We start from the raw sequence: 16,917 nt of genomic DNA on the forward strand, positions 1-16,917 counted from the left end.
AGCATACGACGCCGGATGGACCCGGGGTCAGCCTCCGTAGAAGAGCCGTTCCATGACCTGCCTGCAGCGGCGCATGGCCGCCAGCAGCTCGTTGACGAAGTGCTGGCCCCGGTGGGCCGGGTAGCCCAGACAGACCGCGATGCCTCCCAGAACCTGACCGTCGTCCGGCAGGATGTCCGCCTGGGAGACGCGTCCGGACCAGAGGAAGTTGGCGTTGCGGGCTGCGGTGCAGAGCACCCAGCTACGGCGCAGGGCCTCGGCATCCTTGGTCTCTATGAGTCCCGCAGCCTCCAGGGCGTCCAAGGCCGTCAGCGTGCCGGTGACCTGCAGCTTAGGCAGATCGTGGGCGTAGCGCAGCTGGAGGAGCTGAACCGTCCACTCCACGTCAGACAGCCCTCCCCTGCCCAGCTTCAGATGCCGGTCCCGACGCACCCCGCGCGGCAGCCGCTCCGCCTCCATCCTGGCCTTGAGACGGCGGATCTGCCCCAGCTCCTCCTCATTGGGCTGCTGCTCGGGGTAGCGAAGCGGATTGGCTATGCCCTCCAGGAAGTCCTCGGCCAAGCCGGCATTCCCGGCCGCAAATCTGGCCCGGATCAGTGCCTGATGTTCCCAGGTATCTGACCAGTCGCGGTAGTAGCGCTGGTAGGAGTCCAAGGATCGCACCAAAGGCCCCTGGCGTCCTTCGGGGCGCAGGTCGAAGTCCAGGTCGATGCCGGGCTCCAGACTGGCCCGTCCAGTCAGGACGGCCCGCAGGTCGGCGGTCACTCCACGTGCGAATTCGGCCGCCTGGTCCTGATCGGCGCCCGATGCGGGACGGTAGACCAGCATGATGTCGGCATCCGAGTTGAAGTTGACCTCCCTGCCCCCGTAGCGCCCCATGGCGATGAGGGCCATTTCAGCCGGCGCACTAGTCTGTTCCAGACGGTGATCCACGGCCCAGTCCAGGGCGGCATCGATGGCGGCATCGTAGACATCCGACATCCCGGCCAGGCAGGCCTGCTGATCGTCCACCCCGCTCATCCAGCCCAGCCCGATCCTCTCTATCTCCTGTCGGCGCATGGCCCGCACTGCGGTGGCGAACTCCTCCAGTGAGTCCGCGTGCCGGGTTCGATAGGCAGCAGCGCGCTTGTCCAGGGTGGCCCGATCACGGGGGATCATGTCCTGGTCACGGCCCAGCCAGGTCACCGACTGAACGGACCTGGCCAGGGCGCCGGACAGATACCGGGAGTTGGACAGGACGTGGCAGAGGCGGCGGGCGGCCGAGGTGGAGTCCCGCAGGAAGCCCAGGTAGGTGCTCTTGCCGCCGAAGTGCTCCTCAAGGGTTCGCCAGCCCAGAAGACCCATGTCCGGATCCTGCCCCTCCCCCAGCCATTGGAGGACGGCGGGCATGAGAATACGGTTGATCCTCGCCGACCGGGTGACCCCTGTGGTCAGTGCCGTGACGTGGCGGATGGCTGCATCGGGGTCGGCAAAGCCGATGGAGGCGAACCTGGCGCGGGCCGCCTGGGGGCGCAGGCTGACCTCATCCTCGTCCACCTGGGCGTTGATGGGCAGCATGGGACGGAAGTAGATGGCCTGGTGAAGGTTGCGAACCTCGATTCTGGTGGCCTGGTATCGGGCCAGCATCTGGTCGGCATGCAGTCCGAAGGCCCGGGCCAGCCGCCGCAGATCGCGGTTGTTCTCCAGCTCCTCCAGACTGGGCGGCCGTTTACCGGGGGTGCCTGAACGGTTGATTTTCGGGAAGAGGTGGGTGCGGCGCAGCTGCCACATCTGCAGACGATGTTCCATGACCCGTTCGAACCGATAGTCATGGTCCAGCTGGTCGCCGTGCTTGCGTGAAATGTAGCCGCCACGGGACAGGGCCTGCAGGGCATCCAGGGTGGCCGGACAACGCAGATCGTCGTCGCTGGAGCCGTGGACCAGCTGGAGCATCTGGACGGTGAATTCAACATCCCGCAGTCCGCCCTGGCCAAGCTTGATCTCCCGCTCCTTGCGGTTCTCGGGTATCAACCTCTCCACCCGCTGGCGCATCCGCTGGCAGTCGTAGACGAAGTTGGGTCGCTGGCAGGCACCCCAGACCAGGGGCTCGATCATGGCAGAGTAGTCCTGTCCCAGGGCCTTGTCGCCCGCAATCGGACGGGCCTTGAGCAGGGCCTGGAACTCCCAATTCTCGGCCCATTGGGCATAGTAGTCAGCATAGGAGGCCAGACGACGGACCAGGGGACCGTCACGTCCCTCGGGCCTAAGGGCGGTATCAACCTTCCAGAGCGGCGGCTCGGTCGAACCGGGGATGACTGACTGGCAGACCCGCTGCAGGAGGACGGCCATGGCAGTGCCCACGGCGATGGGATCGGACTGACTGGTGTCCGTCCCCGAGGCCGGCTCCACCAAGTACATGAGATCCACATCGGACACGTAGTTGAGCTCCTGGGCGCCCAGCTTGCCCATGCCGATGACCGCCAGACGACATGAATCCGCATCGGGAACCTGACGGCAGGCAATGCTCAGAGCCCCTTGGAGCGCGGCATCGGCCATGTCGGACAGGGCCCGGCTGATTGCTGGCTCCAGCTCCAGAGGATTCTTGGCTGCCAGGTCCCGGGCCATGACTGCAGCCAGCTGCAGCCGGTATTCGAACCGCAGTGCATCGGCGTAGGCCGCCAGCGAGCGCACGGAGTCCGATTTTGCTTCCACCTTATCCAAGGCGTCAAGGACCCGCTTCTGTCTGGTTTCCGCCGGACAGTCAGCCAAGTGATCCGGATCCAGGGCAGCCGCCTCTACCAACTCCGGCCGCGAGCGCATCAGTCGGCCCATGGCCTCCGAGGCCCCCAGCACCCTGATCAGCGACTGGGCGGCCTCTTGGTTTTCCCGTGGGGACCCGGAAAGAAAGTCCGGCCTGACTCCCTGTGGATACTGTTCGAGAATTCGCGTCAGCCCCGCAAGGGCTTCGTCCGGATCGCAGGCCTGTCCCAGGGCTTGGACCAGGGTTTGCGCCAGAGTCTGGTCGTCCACCAGACGGGCAAGCCGATCCAGCCGAACCCGGGCCTTGTCCAGGTCGTGCAGCCCAAGGTGGATCAGGGTCGAAGTGGTCGGTCGCACCGGATCTTCCATGACTTATCCCCTGCCTTTCCTCAGGCCCGCAACGGCTCTGATGTCTGCGGAACCGATACAGGCATTATAGGGGTGACGGTCGTCAGCCCCAGTTGGACCAGCATGGCAATTCCGCGTTTGTATGAATAATGGCTTATTCGTCAGCTGGCGATTTTGTCGATTCTTTAACAACAACGATGCGCTGGTTTCCCGCAAAATCGATAAAATCCTGTGCGTAAGGAGAATCAGCCGAAGGTGTTCCATAAGCACCCGTGCCCTCCGCTTCCAAGGAATTACGCCATGGAAGGCACCATAGCATTCGAGTAGTGAACTGATTCGCTTCCAAGGCGGAAAGCAGATAGCCTGTCCAAGGACGGGAATCATATAGATCTTCCCCATCTCTTCCATTGTTAAGTCTTGAGGCAAAAGCTCCTGGAGAACCGATTTCCGTAGCAGCCGCAAGCTTTCCCCGCTCTTCGGCGAGACGTCCGACCAGGGTGAGCATAGTAATAAGCTCCTCATGCTGCTTTGTTGGACTTTTGCTTGAAGGATGCTGATCCATGTCCCAATAATCGTCGATTCCGAGCACATCGACATAGTCGTCTCCCGGATACCCGTACAGATATTCCTCTGTCATAGCAGCTTTATTGGTTAGGTCTATTCTACTGCGATCCGGGGAATAGGCATACAGCACATGGTGAATACCACAGCTATTCCTCAAATAATCAATACTCATTCGCCATAATTGCCTGAACTCCTCTTCTGAGGTGTCAGTTGCTTGCATGGGGGAACCGAGGGACCACCAGAACCAGGTGCCATTGTGCTCATGAAAAGGCCTAAACACCACAGGAATCGGTAAGTTGTCGTCATCGGTCAAAGAGTTGAGCATCGTAGCCACACGGTCAAGCCAGTCAAGAAAGCGCCCATGGCAATTGCCTCCCGGCAGCACTGCACGAACAGAGCCTGGAGCTATATTGCTACCGTATCCACCGCCGGTGACCGGGTTTACCGAGTGCCATGTGAGGGTGGGAATTGCACCGATATTGTTTGCATGCAAAACCTCTTGATGAATATGGGCAAAAGAAACATCATCGATATTCTTTTCCCAACCCAATTCAATACGCCCCAGATCAAACCCCCAAATGGCGGGGTATGCTCCCGTAAGAGTCGCAACATCACTGTCGCATTCGTGCATGCGTCGGCATAGTGTAGTGTCCTGGTGGCCGAGCATTGTTTTCTTCCCGGTCAATCGCCTTAAACGCGAGTACAGACTTAGTAATTGATCGGTTGGATGGCTATCGATGGGCGACCCTATATGATGCATATCTCCTCTTTCCAGGCAGTTGCTTTATCGATTAGAGCCTCTGAACCGACGCCATGACTAAGGTCATAACAAGAACAGACATCCAACTATGGCAAAGTCGCACAGATGAATCGGTTCAGTTATACTGAAATATAGCATCGTAATCAGTGATTTACCTATTTGACTTCTTATTGCTGAGTCTGACGTGACTCCTGAGAAGCTACAGAAAGGAGGATTGCATTGACTGCGCCGAAAGAGCACCGTTCCAAAGCTGTGGATGCCTTGGCATCGTCTCGAGTGAGGACTGGAGGCCGGATCGCCGTTTTGCAATCGCTTTCAGGGAAAAAACGCTGGTCTTACTTTGTCGATCATTTTTTGATTCTAATTATCGCGATTATCACCATATGCTGCTTGTTGATCTGGCTGATCATGCACATTCTGAACCCGGCTCCCGGCCCCAAGCTATACGTAGCTCTTGTTGATCATCCCATAGAGAGTGCAGAAGCAGATGAAATGAGCTCGCAAGCAGCAATGACCCTGCATATGAAAGCAGATGATAATTCCGGTTTGGTTGTCGATGACGGGTTTGATTGTTCGCGTGATGGTCTTCCTAAACTTCAGACCATGCTCAGTGCCGGTACTGTCGATGTGATCATTGCACCAAAGAGCACCTTCGCTCGGTTGGCCAGTTATGGATATATGAGTGACTTGAGCCAAATTTTCCCGGATAAGCAGTTTGGCAAACAAGCGCTTTTGCCCGGTCCAACAGATGACGGCCAGGACGACGACGCAGAAGCCTCAATGAACAAAGGCCCGGTAAAGCCTTATGGTTTAATGTGCGATTCCATTCAAAATCAGCGCTGGCAACCACACCAGAAAAAGAAAGCGAAAAGCACGGATTTGCAAAGGCCAAACAGCGCATCGTCTGATCAAGCAGTCATTGGACTGGCAGTGAATAGTCCTCACATGCATGATGCTGCACGGTTCGCGAAGTTTGCGTGTGGAAGGTGAACCGATGGCATCTATGTTTCGACAGGACAGCCCGTATAATACCGTAATGTCAGCCCTCGGAGACTTAGCTATACTCAATATTTGCTGGATCATATCCTGTATACCCCTGGTTACCATAGGTGCAGCCGACACAGCCTTGTACACCCAGATCGACCAACTTCAAACTGGCCGCGGAAGCCATATGATCAGACACTTCTTCCGTGGCCTGATTAAAAATAAGTTACGGTCATTCAAATTGACAATCGTGATGGCATCCCTAGTCTTTTTGACCGGCTTTGACCTATGGTATTTTTCCAACGGGATGATTGGCTCTGATTTGTCTTCACTGGCTTACGGCATCGTTGCGACAACTTCTTTTGTGTTAATGGCGGCTGGTTCATTCGTGTTTCCGCTAGCCGCTCGGAGCGACGCAAAGGCTATGCAACTGATAACAGCATCAGCGCGGCTGGCCTTGCTGCATCCCTTATATGCATGCGCAATAACCGCTTTGAAGCTATTGCCCCTGATACTCGTGATCGTTGCACCTGACGCGCTTCCTGTCATTGGGATTGTATGGAGCATTGCGGGAACAAGTGTCACAGCGTATATTACGAATGCAATTTTACTCCGGGTTGCTCCTCGACCTGCACCATAATCGTAGAACATGTGATTGAATGACCAGTCTTGTGTCTAAAGAGTCAGTGGATTCTCAGGGGGCCACTCGACTGGCGGAAAATGAGACTGCTATCATCCTCTCTTTGAGAACGGACTGTGTCTCCGGCAATCAAAGCCAGCATCATTTGAGCTGCTTTCCGACCTCGTGCCACAACGTCGCGGTCCAGTGCTGTGATACTAGGCAGGCCGACCTCGCACATAAAGGAATTGTTCCATGAAATCACCGAAAGGTCGTCAGGGATGCGCAGCCCCATGTCCGCAATGGTCTTGAGCGAAGAAAGCGCCATTACATCGCTGTCATAAACGATGGCAGTCGGCCTTTCAGGTAATTGCAAGAATCGTTTCGTGCTTGCTCGTGCTTCATCAGGCGAATAATCAGTGTGAAAACAACTATACTGCAAACCTAATTCCGCTACTTCCTCGACAAAGGCATTATCTCTGATGAAAGTATGCTCCAAAGTCTCGGGTCCAGCTATTCTTGCAATCTTGCGATGACCTATTTCATGCAAATAATCAACAATAAGATGAGCCGCACTCTGAGCATCGTCAGACAAAGACGGCAACCCATCGGCAATTGAGACATCGCACAAAGCCAGCACAGGCATATCAGGGTGACGCTTGAATAAAGCCATCCGTGGGTCGCCCAGCTCCAGGTTCATGATCAACGTGGCGTCAACTGCACCGGCACTGATCCATTCTTTGAGAATAGCCACCTCCTGTTGCCGACTTTGCGAGGATCGCAATAATAAGGAATAACCCTTCTTCTCCAGCTCTGTCGTCAACCCGGCGATAAGTTCCATTGTGTAGGACTCGACTGAAAGGATACCGGTATCGTACGTAAGCACGAGTCCCACATTGTGGGTCTTGGCATCGGAAAGCGCCTTGGCCGCGCTGTTAGGCCGCCATCCGAGATGTTCGGCTACGTCCAATACCTTTCGCCGTGTTTTGCTTGAAACACCAGGTTTGCCGTTGAGAGCATAGGAGACAGCACTGTTGGAGACGCCAGCCTCGTGGGCCACATCAGAAATAGTCACTTTCGACTTCGGCAATACCATGCTCTGTTCTCCCGTCAATGCATAGTTTGGAAAGGAGGGCGAATGCAGACCCGTGCACTTAATGCAGCACGTACGAAGCTATTCTAGTAGCCCAAGATTCACCGATGGCATTCTCGCAAATCATTGGCGCAACACAGCACACGTTTTTGGACGAAAACCCGGGGATCCACTTTCTTTCGCGAAGCTATATGCCAGTTCAGACTTTCTCCCGGGAGCAAAGACACCATTCCACCATCGATGGAAGCTGAAGAATCAATTTTGTCAACCATGCAGAAGATATCGCGAGCGTACGCATTGGCCGTAATCTTCAAAAGATATCCATCTGTGCACGTTTTTGCCTCTACTGATAGAGGATTGGGATTCAAACGCTGATCGATCACTTCAGCAAAGTCGTAAACGGTTCTGGCAAATGTCGTATCACAGCACTCCTGACCATTCGGCGCAGCCACAAGCAGCTCATTATATGGATCGGAGCAGGTTGCCACTTCGTCGTTCAGCAAGAGGGTCCTTTTACTCAACCGTTCTGAATCGACGTGAAAAACCTGCTGCGCTAATACAGTTCCCCCTAAGGTACGTCGTTCAACCTTCCAAGTCATATGGCGGTCACAGATGCTGTCGTTGATCAGCACGAGAGCGAGGCTGTCTGGATCCACCTGGGAACCCTCCCAGCTCCGATCCTGTAGCCTCTGATCGGAAGTCCAGGGCTGAATTGTCGCAAGGCAGGGCGCGAAGCATGAGCGCGCCACAAACCAAAGTGGCTTTTTATGGCCGTCGTAGTCTATCGCCGACCAGGAAATAACCGGCCAATCATCGTTGAGCTGCCAAATCAAGGTTCCAGCATTAAGCGGTTCCAATGACCTCATATGTTCCAGCCCGTAACGAATTGCCTGCCCTTGTTGCAACTGGCAGGCCCAGTGCCAATCCTCCAGATCACTCCAACGGTCACTGGGGATTAACCAATTTCGTGAGCCATCCGAATCGTAAGCGATGTCATCAAATTGTCCTGGAGTCAAATGGGACCGCATGCCCTTTGCCAGTTTTTCATTACCGGACGAGGCTTTTTGGTGGGCCAACATCTGAGGAGAGGACGGCCCAGGCTGAGGATCGTGGATTACTCTCATCAAAGTGCTCCAGGCAGGAGGGGCTTGGTATCCAAATTCATCAGCGAAACGAGGACGATAAGCGCGGTATCGATGGTAATCAGCATTGTTCCATACATCCCAGATATGCATAGTGCCATCCGTATCGGCATTGGCGTCCACAAACGGAGTGAAACTCATGGGAGAACTTGGTAGATAAACCCGAGTATTATCCAGTCTCTTCAGCAGTTTGGGCAGTAGCGTAGAATAGTAATAATTTCCCCACCCCTTTTCGCCATAGCCGTATGCGTTCTTCGGTTCTTGATCGTCGTTCAAGGCCTGTTTGAAACCACCCCATTGCGCATATGCGACATAGTTTTCATTAGAACCATTCCATACAACCAGACTCGGATGCGGGCATAATCTGCTTATCTGCTGTATTGCCTCAGTTTCGACTTCTTGCCGCATTTCGGCTGTTTCTGGATATGCAGCGCATGCAAAAGCGAAATCCTGCCAGACCAGGATTCCATACTCATCTGCTAAATCGTAAAATTCATCTGTTTCGTAAATGCCGCCTCCCCATGCTCTGACCATGTTGGCGTTTGATTCGACAAGATCTTGGAATCGTGCTCGATATGCCGGTGAATCCGCCCGGGAAATAAATGCATCCAGAGGTACCCAATTGAATCCTCTTGCGTGAATTGGAAGCCCGTTGATATATAAGCGGAAAGGACGTCCATTCTTATCTGCCCTGGTATCCACCGTAACCGTACGAAAGCCGATTCTTCCCTTCCATTCGGCCGTTCCGACACGCACACACAGATCGTATAGAGGCTGTTCCCCGTACCCGCGTGGCCACCACAGCATGGCTTCAGGAACCTTCAAAGTCGAAACCAGTTCAGAAACTCCATAGGCAATGGTTCCCCCCACAGCCTTTCTCGTCCCATGACCTTCAACCGTCAGTTGATATTCCATCGGAACATTCTCCGAAGGCGGTTGCTTGTCTGACAGAGACGTAGAAAGTCCAGCCCAGTCGAGATCCACATGAACCTCAGCAACGCCGGTGCCATCATCCTGCACCTGAATGGACGGACGCACGGCTCGGATTCTTGTCTGTGACCAAGAATCAATGCCGATTGGCCTCCATATACCAACTCCGGCCACATCAATGCCCCAATCCCATCCAAATTGGAAAGCCGGCTTGCGCAGTTGATTGAATGCGTGATGCTCCGTATGCGGATAATACCCGATAAGCCTTTCGCGCTTTTCAGACTCTCGAACAGGCGAATTCAGAGTAACGACCAACGTATTTATACCTTGTTGCAGAAAACCGTCAACATTCCATCGGTAGACGCAATGGAAATTCCTGCCGGTCCCCAGCAAACGGCCATTGAGTTGCACCAAAGCCACGGTGTCTAACCCGTAAGCCACCAAGTCATGACATTGCTGACCATCTTCATGCCATACGAATTGACATGTGTATTGCCAATCAATATCGCCAATCCACTGTTGCATCCGCTCATTGTCGCCATCAAATGGATCGGGTATCAGCCCCGCCCTCAGAAGGTCCAGGGTAACCTCCCCCGGTACTTCTGCAGGAAGACCCTCACGGAGTCTTTCTCGAAGATTGGTCGGAGCCTTTTCGGGATTGAGTGCCCGCACGATCCAATCTTTGTCGAGTGATAGGAAACGCGCAGAATCACCTGATGAGTGCAACTGTCCAGACGTCATTATTTTCCTTTTCCACGGCTAGCCGGTTTATACCCGGCCACTGAAATATTCATAACCGAGGCACAAGTAAATTGATCTCGTCGCCTCTGCATCAACATCTATGTTTTGTCAGGGAGAGTGATTTACTCCTTGACTGCTCCAGCTGCTATACCGGTGTATATCTGCTTTTGGAAAAGCAGGAACAACACAAGCATCGGAAGCAGAGTCAGAATCACTCCTGCGCAGATAAGATTGTATTTGCTCCCCTGCGGACCAGTGAAAGTATACAGCGCTATGGCAACGGTCTTCAAATGCGCACTTTGCAGATACAAGTTTGCAGCATAATACTCGTTATAGACCCCAACACCTTTCAGAATGACGCAGGTAACGATTGCAGGCTTAAGCAACGGCAACAGGATCTTTGAGTAGACGGTGAAATATGAAGCACCATCCACTATCGCGGATTCATCCAAAGAAATTGGAATATTCTCAAAATACTGTATAAAAACGTATATGGAGATCACATCAGTGCCCATCGACATGATGATGTATCCCCACAGCGAATTGACTGCGTGCATGCCAACCATCATTTTATACAAGGCCACCTGCATTGCAATGCCGGGCAAGAGAGCAGCCACAGTAAACAGCCCTCTGATAAGAGTATTGCCTGGAAAAGTGAATCTGCTTAGAACGTAGGCAAGCTGCGTGCCAATCAAGGTAGTACAGACTAAAACGACCACAAGAATAATAAACGAGTTCTTAAAGGCGTTACCCATATTGGAGAGATTAAAAGCATTGATATAGCTTTGTATATTGAACCAGTTCTTTGGCAACTGCGTAACTGTGGTTGTGGCGTATTCCTTATCTGTCTTGGCCGCGGTGATCACACAGCTTATCAAAGGCAGCATAAACCAGAAAGCCAGGAATATCAGTATTGCATATTTGAGCACATTGAAGACGGCATCCTTGAGGACCGGTGGATTCGCTCGGGATCGGCCTAGTTTGCCGATGGTCGCGGTCATCTTTTTCGTCTGCATCACTGCCCCCGTTCCAGGCTGTAAGCCCTCTGTCTTCTACCATTTGCAAGCAGTGGTGCCTTGCCCGCAGCGATGCGATTCCTTTGACGCTTGGCACGCCGGGCACGCCTTTTCGCTGCTTTAACGCCATCATCCTGATTGCGGAAAAGGAATTTGAATAGGATCTGCTGTAAAAGTGCGAATATCAAAATGACAATCAACAAGACGACAGCCATAGCCGAAGCCAAACCTACTTTTTGATTTGTATGTGCTATGCGGTCCATAAGAACGAAATAACTTCCTGTGCCGTTGGCCCCAGTGGTTATAACGAATGGAATCTCAAAAACACTTAGGGCTCCAGTAACCGACAGCACAACATTCAGAACCAGGATCGTTTTGATGCTCGGAAGAATTATATGTAGAAATTGCTGAAACTTATTGGCCCCATCTATTTCGGCAGCCTCATAGAGCGACTGGTCAATCGACATGATGGCTCCTATGAACAGAATCATGGTTTGGCCCATATATCGCCACACGGAGGCGCCCACCAATGACCAGTTGTTGATGGACTGATCCTTAAGCCAATAAGGCAGGCTGTTCAGGCTGAAACCGCACCATTGAAGCACGCTGTCGAATATGAAACCCCTCGTATAGAAGAATTTAAATATAAAACCGACAGCTATTCCATTGATCAGGTAAGGAAAGAAGAACAAACCCTTAAAAAGATTGCCGCATCGTACCCGAAAACTCAGTATGGTTGCAAGATACAATGCCAGTGAAATATGAAGTACTGACCCCGCCATGTAATATAAGCTCAGTTTCAGAGAGGGCAGTATGTCCGGCCTTGTCACAATCTGGCGATAATTCTGCAATCCGACCCAATGGGGGACACCAATATATTTCATGCGATAGAAACTGAATCCAACCATTTGCCCGAAAGGCAGATAAGTGAAAACAACAAGAAGCGTCAATGGAATGGCGCAAAAGGCCACGATAATGATGCCTTTTCGCCAATCAAAGGGCCGCTTGTTGTCCGGAACTTCAGGAGACAGCGAAGATCCAACCATTGTTGCTGTCATAACTCCTTCTTCCTCGATCTGTCCGGACTGCCGACGGTAAAGTGCCGTCGGCAGCCTCTTGATCAGCATGGATACTTACTTGCCTGCTGTGTCATACTGCGCTTCGATACCTTCTGTCTCCAGAGCATCATTCCACTTGGAATTCCAATCCTTGACCAGGTCATTGTATGGTTTGTCATGCTTGGAAGCATGCTCAACAATGGCTTGAATTCGCGCATTGCCGCCCGCATTAACAGCGAGCTCCGAGTCAGAATTCAAAGTATTGAACAGGTCCTCTTCGCCTTTGACAGCTGGCTGGTCCTCGACAAAACGAACATCAGCGAATTCCTTGTAGGCATCAGGCATGCTCTTGTCAGATTGCGCTGTAGGTATGCCTCCCTCGTTCTTGGCAAAGCCGGAAAGCTCGGTCATCCATTTGATGAAGATCATGGATGCCTCTTGGCGAGTCTTGGACACATGGCTATTGATGCCGTATGCATAATCCCCGGCAGAAACGGTGTATTGCTTGTTTTTGACGCTGATCGGGAATGGCATATAACCGATATCGTCCGGATGGTCTGCAGCATTCTTGCATTGTGAAACCGCCCAGGCACCTAGAACCATTGTGGCTATCTCGCCTCTGTTGATTTTGGCTTTGCTTGACTCCCAGTCGGTCGTAGAATAATCATCTTCGGTCAAGCCGTCTGAAACAGCATCATAAAGAATCTTATAAACATTGTAAGCGTGAGTGTCATCTCCCGGATCAGAGAACGGATTTTTGGTGTGCAACAGCTTCTGGTTCATATAACGCCCATCTCCAGTGGCATTGACGCCAATGTATCCGTCCCAAGCTGCCATGGTCCAACCCGCGGCATAATTAGTATAAAGTGGTATAGCCTTTGTCTTCTCTTTGATAGCTTTCAGGGCCTGAATAAATTCCTGAGGCGTTTTTGGATTCTCACTAACCCCAGCTTCTTTGAAGATTCGTTTGTTGTAGACGATCCCCAGACCGTTTCCATTGCTCGGTACGCCATATACTTTCCCGCCATATTCAGATGCACTGGACCAACGAATCAACTTTGACATCTCCTCTTGGGTGCCAAAGGGTAGGAAATATGTACTCAGATCAGAACGATCCACTGCAGGTATCATCATCATGTCGCCCCAATCCTTGCCCTGCAGCCTCGTTAAGGCATCGCCGGCATAATTGGTATCGGTTTCAACTTCAACGGAGATGTTTGGATACAGCTTGTTGAAATCAGCGACGTACTGCTTCCAGTTTTTCCCAGGATAAGTATCAACAGACATGTCTGTTTTGTGATTGAAAAGCTTGATTTTGGTGTGAATATCCTTTCCGGTAGTACCGAGTTTGATGGATGAGTAATTCAGTTTTGTCGCTTGGGCATTTGAATCATCAGCTCCGTTTCCTCCGCATCCGGACAAGGGCCAAAAACATAAGCCGGCCATGGCTACTGCAATCAACTTGCGTGCATTCTTCATTGAAATCTCCTCGTTGAAATCCACTGATATTCACTTATGCGACATTTTGAGCGGTTCCGATAAAGGCCACCTATTGGCCTTATTGGAAATAGTTCAGCATCGATTCATTCCTGAATCACATGAATGGAGTCGATACTTGACAAAATAGCAACCCATGGTCTTTTTGTCAACCGGTTAAGTTCATTTCTGCAAACCTGCTTTTTGCTCGGTTATTACGCACTCTAAAATCATCCCCAGCAAAATCGCTGCAATATGGGGTAAACAGTGATAACATCCAGCCGTTCATTTCCTGGCATTCAGTTATAAATACCGGCGATCCTACCTTATTGCATTTTGCTACAATGAATCGGTTCAGTTATTATTTAATTGATAAACACAAACAGTGAGGTTGCATGCCGTTCGACCTCGAGACGAACACGACGGTTGCTGTCTGTCATCGTCGAATGGCGTTGGGATGAGAGGCGTTGTCATTGAGTGATAGCTATGCGAAGCCAAACGAGGCGAACACACTTCGACTTATAAAGCCAGCAAACAAGTCTTTAACATACATGGGCAGGGTTGACTGGAAGGCTGATCAGTGCCCATTATGGGTCTTTCCCTATACGCAGGTCAGATTCAGATTCACCGGAAAGTACCTTGGTGTCCGGCTGATAAACGCACGCCAATATGGAACCAGCTGTCTAGGTGCATTTATAGACGGATTTGAATATCGAATAGACCTCGTGCATTGTCGTTCACAAAGGAACGTGCCTGTCGCAGATCAAGATTTTGTCTGGTCTGATTCAGCTGTATCGCCATATTCGGTAGAAGTAACCATAGCTGACAACCTGCCTGACATCGAGCATGAAGCAGTAATATTCAAGCGTCAGGATGGACAGCATTATCTTAAGTTAACCGGAATCATGCTTGAACAATCAGCAAAACTGTATCCTGATAAAGAACAGCCGTCAAAACGACGAATGGAGGTCTTCGGAGATTCAATCGCTTGCGGAGAGCGCAATGAAGCCAGCCTGTATGCAGGCCGCGAGGATCCATCAGCAGATCTTAGTTCATATAGCAATGCTTGGTATTCCTTCGCCGCTATTGCAGCAAGATCGCTGGGGGCACAGCTCCATGACGTTTCACAGGGCGGGGCCGCTCTGCTTGATGGCATTGGCTGGTTCCAGGCACCACAATCCATTGGCATGGAGAGTATCTGGAATAAAATTGAATACAATTCGTTTATCGGTCCTTGCAGACCCTGGGATTTTTCACAATACCAACCGCAGGTGGTAATCGTCGCCCTCGGCCAGAATGATGCTCATCCAAGAGATTTCATGGCTCAAGACTACTCAGGATCGCAGGCTGAACATTGGCGGCGGAGCTATGCAAAGTTTCTTCGGACTCTTATGGAGATTTATCCTCGAGCACAAATCATAACCGCTACATCCGTCCTGGCCCACAATGAGCATTGGGACCGGGCCATTGAGGAGACGTGCCGCGAGTTAGGCCGATCTTGTATTCATCATCTTGTATATCGTCGCAATGGCATTGCCACAAGCGGTCATCCGCGTATAAGCGAACAGCAGGAAATGGCTGATGAGCTTGCGGCTTTTATTCAGGATTTGGGCAGCAGAATTTGGTGACAGAAAAGGCTCTGATGACAAACGAGCATTACAAAAATACAAGTGATCCGAAGGGATGGAAAGTGTCTGCAACCGACTTCAACCATCATAAATTACAGCTTGCTGCCATCTTCACTGATGGTGCAGTCCTCCAAAGTTCCAAACCAATCCCGATTTTCGGAAGGGCTTGCCCGGAAGACACAGTCCACATTGAATTAACTCCGACCAATTCGGATCGATTGAGCGGATCAATCAGCGCAACCTGTCGGGTCGAAACCGGCGGAAAATGGCTGGGCGTTCTTCCACCATGCCACTCTGGTGGGCCGTACAGCCTCTCCGTTCGCACTGAAAAAGAATGCGTTAATCTGAAGAATCTGATGATTGGTGAAGTATGGCTGGCTTCGGGTCAGAGCAATATGGCATTCAACCTGGCGGATAGCGCCGACGGAGCAACTGTTGTCGCTGAAAGCCAAGACCCATTGATGAGGTTTTATCAGGTTCCTCAGACTGGTCGTATTGACAGGCAGGCAGAAGCCCAGGCATGTTGGAACTGCTGCGATCCGAAAACAAGCGGACAAATGTCTGCAGTGGCCTACTACTTTGCCCACAAGCTTCGCAAGAGTCTCTCTTCAAAGACCGCAGTGGGAATCATCGATTGCTATATAGGCGGTACTTCAATAGCCGTCTGGCTTGATCAAGAAACCTTGCGATTCTGTCCGGAAGGCCAGGACTATCTGGATCGTTTCAGTAGGACTGTATCGGGTCGCACTGACGAAGAGCTGGAAGCTCAAGCCGAATCGTGGCAATCAAGCTTTGATTCGTGGAACAAACGGGTATCGGGAATACGGCAGGCATATCCCGGGATATCAGACGAAGAGATCACCTCGGCATGCGGCCAATGCCCGTGGCCGCCCCCAATGACCCGGCATTCTAAATATCGTCCAACAGGGGCTTTCTCCTCTATGCTTGAACGGATAGCCCCCTATGCTCTGGCAGGTATCCTTTGGTACCAGGGAGAAGAAGATGGGCCATTTAGCTCGACTTACCAAACTTTGCTTGGATTGCTTATAGACCGATGGAGGTTGTTATGGCAGCTACCGGATCATACGATAAGCACATCTGATAGTGCTGCGCAGAAAAAGCTGCCGTTCTTTATCGTCCAATTGCCCCAGTGGTCGCCCTCACAAAGTGAAGATCAAACAGTAACAGACTCCGATTGGCCTTGTATCAGAAAAGCGCAATTGTCAATGAGTCAGGCCAGGAGTGCTGTGCATACAATTTGTTTGATTGATTGCGGAGAGGAACATAACCTGCATCCGAAGGACAAGCGCACTCCAGGTGAGCGTTTGGCAGTTCATGCCCTTCATTGGGTGTACGGTCAACAGGCACTACCGATAAATGGGCCGAGTCCACTCACGCCGAGAAAAATTGATCCAGTCCATCTGTCTCTGACCATGGTTCACGCTGCTGGTATGCGCTTTAGTGCGACCATTCCAGGGTTGCGGCATGCTGAGATTGCTCATCCCTCTGATTGGAGAGAGGCAGGAGAATCTGGTTTTGAAGTGGCAGGACCTGATGGCCGATTTTATCCGGTTGCGGCGAAGATTCTACCGTTTTCAGGAAAGCAATCCTGCCTGCCATTAGGGCAATCCCGTCGACCAATCTGCAGACAAGACGACCGCAGAATCATCATATTGCCATTGAACAAGGTCAGAAATCCACGATGGCTTCGTTACGCCTGGCATGGATGGGGGCCGGCACCATTGATGAATGATGCCGACCTTCCTGCTCCGCCCTTTTTTAAGGCAATATCTGTAGCTGATGAATAGACCAAGGCGAC

General features: G+C 51.9%; 11 protein-coding genes and 1 pseudogene. 5 read left to right on the forward strand and 7 right to left on the reverse strand.

Annotation, left to right across the window (positions count from 1 at the left end; translation table 11 throughout):
• Positions 1-27: 27 nt before the first annotated feature.
• On the reverse strand, positions 28-3,108 hold the full coding sequence (locus JF70_RS04190) for a bifunctional [glutamine synthetase] adenylyltransferase/[glutamine synthetase]-adenylyl-L-tyrosine phosphorylase (RefSeq protein WP_045935398.1): 3,081 nt from the start codon (positions 3,106-3,108) through the stop codon (positions 28-30).
• A 133-nt stretch (positions 3,109-3,241) separates the two neighbouring features.
• Complete coding sequence (locus JF70_RS08725; protein WP_082069387.1) at positions 3,242-4,411, reverse strand: glycoside hydrolase family 26 protein; 1,170 nt, start codon at positions 4,409-4,411, stop codon at positions 3,242-3,244.
• A 219-nt stretch (positions 4,412-4,630) separates the two neighbouring features.
• Between JF70_RS08725 and JF70_RS04200 the strand changes: the two genes are divergently transcribed.
• The gene (locus JF70_RS04200; RefSeq protein WP_045935400.1) at positions 4,631-5,401 is read left to right on the forward strand and encodes a hypothetical protein; all 771 of its coding nucleotides are present in this window, start codon (positions 4,631-4,633) and stop codon (positions 5,399-5,401) included.
• Positions 5,402-5,447: 46 nt separating this feature from the next.
• A complete protein-coding gene (locus tag JF70_RS04205) occupies positions 5,448-6,035 on the forward strand; it encodes a DUF624 domain-containing protein (RefSeq protein ID WP_231578922.1) in 588 nt (195 codons plus the stop codon).
• Between the two features lie 43 nt (positions 6,036-6,078).
• Here the strand turns inward: JF70_RS04205 and JF70_RS04210 are convergent, their stop codons facing one another.
• From JF70_RS04210 to JF70_RS04230, 5 genes are all read right to left on the reverse strand, one after another.
• Entirely contained in the window at positions 6,079-7,110 is a 1,032-nt protein-coding gene (locus JF70_RS04210; RefSeq protein WP_045935402.1) for a LacI family DNA-binding transcriptional regulator, read from the reverse strand.
• 98 nt (positions 7,111-7,208) lie between these two features.
• Positions 7,209-9,920 (reverse strand): glycoside hydrolase family 2 protein, encoded by a 2,712-nt coding sequence (locus JF70_RS04215; RefSeq protein ID WP_082069389.1) that lies wholly within the window; start codon positions 9,918-9,920, stop codon positions 7,209-7,211.
• A gap of 122 nt (positions 9,921-10,042) precedes the next feature.
• The gene (locus tag JF70_RS04220; RefSeq protein WP_231578839.1) at positions 10,043-10,936 is read right to left on the reverse strand and encodes a carbohydrate ABC transporter permease; all 894 of its coding nucleotides are present in this window, start codon (positions 10,934-10,936) and stop codon (positions 10,043-10,045) included.
• Positions 10,936-11,994, reverse strand: coding sequence for a carbohydrate ABC transporter permease (locus tag JF70_RS04225; protein WP_045936120.1), 1,059 nt, complete (start codon positions 11,992-11,994; stop codon positions 10,936-10,938). The genes JF70_RS04220 and JF70_RS04225 overlap by 1 nt, the downstream gene beginning before the upstream one ends.
• Before the next feature lie 75 nt (positions 11,995-12,069).
• The gene (locus JF70_RS04230; protein ID WP_045935403.1) at positions 12,070-13,473 is read right to left on the reverse strand and encodes an ABC transporter substrate-binding protein; all 1,404 of its coding nucleotides are present in this window, start codon (positions 13,471-13,473) and stop codon (positions 12,070-12,072) included.
• Between the two features lie 548 nt (positions 13,474-14,021).
• Between JF70_RS04230 and JF70_RS09330 the strand changes: the two are divergent.
• From JF70_RS09330 to JF70_RS08735, 3 genes and pseudogenes are all read left to right on the forward strand, one after another.
• Positions 14,022-14,201, forward strand: a pseudogene (locus JF70_RS09330) (electron transporter RnfD); the annotation flags it as partial.
• Positions 14,202-14,219: 18 nt separating this feature from the next.
• A complete protein-coding gene (locus JF70_RS08730) occupies positions 14,220-15,098 on the forward strand; it encodes a GDSL-type esterase/lipase family protein (RefSeq protein WP_231578924.1) in 879 nt (292 codons plus the stop codon).
• 14 nt (positions 15,099-15,112) lie between these two features.
• Positions 15,113-16,906, forward strand: coding sequence for a sialate O-acetylesterase (locus JF70_RS08735; RefSeq protein WP_082069390.1), 1,794 nt, complete (start codon positions 15,113-15,115; stop codon positions 16,904-16,906).
• Positions 16,907-16,917: the final 11 nt, after the last annotated feature.

It is taken from the genome of Bifidobacterium mellis (assembly GCF_000967265.1).
GTDB classification, from domain to species: domain Bacteria; phylum Actinomycetota; class Actinomycetes; order Actinomycetales; family Bifidobacteriaceae; genus Bombiscardovia; species Bombiscardovia mellis.

Coding starts and splice junctions, on each gene's coding strand:
- JF70_RS04190 (WP_045935398.1), bottom strand. CDS start 3,108: ATGGAAGATCCGGTGCGACCGACCACTTCGACCCTGATCCACCTTGGG.
- JF70_RS08725 (WP_082069387.1), bottom strand. CDS start 4,411: ATGCATCATATAGGGTCGCCCATCGATAGCCATCCAACCGATCAATTA.
- JF70_RS04205 (WP_231578922.1), top strand. CDS start 5,448: ATGTCAGCCCTCGGAGACTTAGCTATACTCAATATTTGCTGGATCATA.
- JF70_RS04210 (WP_045935402.1), bottom strand. CDS start 7,110: ATGGTATTGCCGAAGTCGAAAGTGACTATTTCTGATGTGGCCCACGAG.
- JF70_RS04215 (WP_082069389.1), bottom strand. CDS start 9,920: ATGACGTCTGGACAGTTGCACTCATCAGGTGATTCTGCGCGTTTCCTA.
- JF70_RS04220 (WP_231578839.1), bottom strand. CDS start 10,936: ATGCAGACGAAAAAGATGACCGCGACCATCGGCAAACTAGGCCGATCC.
- JF70_RS04225 (WP_045936120.1), bottom strand. CDS start 11,994: ATGACAGCAACAATGGTTGGATCTTCGCTGTCTCCTGAAGTTCCGGAC.
- JF70_RS04230 (WP_045935403.1), bottom strand. CDS start 13,473: ATGAAGAATGCACGCAAGTTGATTGCAGTAGCCATGGCCGGCTTATGT.
- JF70_RS08735 (WP_082069390.1), top strand. CDS start 15,113: ATGACAAACGAGCATTACAAAAATACAAGTGATCCGAAGGGATGGAAA.